We start from the raw sequence: 1,882 nt of genomic DNA, 5'->3' as shown, positions 1-1,882 counted from the left end.
AAGACCTCCTTACTGATGATTTCAGTATAGGAGCTCCTGCTGACAATTTATAGACGTGTCGTTATGGTGTGCTTACCTCAGTTTGATACATTAATCCGTTTTCCTTATGAAAAACGGTCCCGAGAAGTTTTACCGCATGAAGAGCCTTCGAATATTTTAATTGCTTTTTACTCAGTAATTTAGTAATTCGAATGAATTCCCGCCGGATATGAACTAAACAAGAGCCAAAGTGGGCGTTGGGATATAAATGGTTACTGTAACCACCGTATCCATCGCACATGATAAAGCCCGGATAGTTTTGCCCAACGATATCACCGATTACTTTCCCTGATCGTGTATTGCGATAATGAAAGATTACCATATTGTGATGGTTAAACTCAGTTGTGGTTCTTGTTGCCCAAAAATAACTGATAGTCTTAGCTTCGTCAATGACCTTAAACGGCGTTTCATCCATCTGGATTACTTTTTCATCCTGCATTAATTTAGTTAATCGTTCATATATTGGTTTCAGATAGGTTTGACTAACCGTAATGATATTAGTTGCGAGTTGACGGCCACTAACTGGCAAACCAACGGCTTGCCACAATTTTACCTGTCGATGGAAAGGTAATGCTAAGGCAAATTTATACTCAGCTACTTTAGCCAAAATACTACTGAAAACATAACTATGAGGCAATAATGATTGTGGCATTTGACTACTAATGATAATGTCTTTACCGTCCTCATCACAGTCATTACACTTATAGCTTTCTTGGTATAGGTTCGCGCAGTACAATTCGGCCGGCTTTAGTCGGACTTCGCGGCTATATAGATGCTTACCAATCTTTTTCATCTGTTCATGGCATTTTGGACAATTCGTATCAGTTAAATGTATCGTCTTATCCACTTGAGGTAAGCTATCCAAAAAAGCGGTCCGCTGACCAGAAACTTTAGCTTTCCGGTGACGCACCACTTGTTTTTCCTTCTTTTCAATCACTTCCGTGATTGAAACATTAGAATCTTGCAGTTGATCTAGTTCATCATCACTAAATAGTGATTGCTGACCATCAACCACGGACTCAATTACTTCAGTTTTTTTCCCAAAGATTTGGTTTTGTTGAAGCTTAATAATCGCCGTCAACTTGTTAACCTGTTCCTTCAAAGCCTTGATCTGCTGCTTAAGTTCGTGATTTTCTTCTACTAAGCTTTTACCCATGGTACGTCACCTCCCTTTAAATTATTCTTCGGTAATTATATCAAAGAACAACGCTTTTAAACAGAGGTTAATTTAATAAAAAGTACCTGGTGGTGCTGCTTTAATCTTACGGACTGGTAATGGATTTAGTCCCTTTAATAACCAATCCAATTGTTTGGCTGATAACTCTTTGGCCTCGTTACTATATCTTGGCCAACTCAAATGACCATTTTCGAAGCGTTTGTAGAGTAGGATAAAGCCCTCACCATCCCAAAGTAATCCTTTAAATCGATCATTGCGGGATCCACAGAACAGAAAAAGTGAATTATTGTATAACTTCAACCCATAATTCTCAGCGACAACCATTGCTAATCCATCGATTCCCTTACGCAAGTCAGTCTTTCCACAGACTAGGTAAACATGATCGGGATCATGCCAGTTAATGAGCATAGCGCACCACAACCTTTGCAATCTCGGCCGCAAGGCTGGGATTGGCGCCCTTGAAAAATGTCAGCTGGACATTTTCAATTTTCATTTTAACGACCGGCCGCGGCGAAAATTTAGGCTTACTGACTGGTTCACTTTTGCCTTTTGAAAAACGGTGCCACAATATCGTGTGTTTCTTCCATAGGGCAGATTGTAAAATTTAAGTTGAACATTTAAGTGGACAGAAAAAACCATCAAGGTCTTTAATGGTGTTACCACACA

General features: G+C 39.5%; 1 protein-coding gene and 1 pseudogene. Both read right to left on the bottom strand.

Annotated features, from left to right (window positions below):
• Positions 1-76 precede the first annotated feature (76 nt).
• Positions 77-1,195: pseudogene (locus tag QOS01_RS10245) on the bottom strand (IS66 family transposase); the annotation flags it as partial.
• 72 nt (positions 1,196-1,267) lie between these two features.
• Positions 1,268-1,624 (bottom strand): IS66 family insertion sequence element accessory protein TnpB, encoded by a 357-nt coding sequence (gene tnpB / locus QOS01_RS10240; protein ID WP_283622254.1) that lies wholly within the window; start codon positions 1,622-1,624, stop codon positions 1,268-1,270.
• Positions 1,625-1,882 lie beyond the last annotated feature (258 nt).

It is taken from the genome of Limosilactobacillus avium (assembly GCF_947381485.1).
GTDB classification, from domain to species: domain Bacteria; phylum Bacillota; class Bacilli; order Lactobacillales; family Lactobacillaceae; genus Limosilactobacillus; species Limosilactobacillus avium.
This window is presented reverse-complemented; position numbering and strand designations above follow the sequence as displayed.

Excerpts from the sequence above, each read along its gene's own strand:
- tnpB (WP_283622254.1), bottom strand. The coding sequence starts at position 1,624 with ATGCTCATTAACTGGCATGATCCCGATCATGTTTACCTAGTCTGTGGA.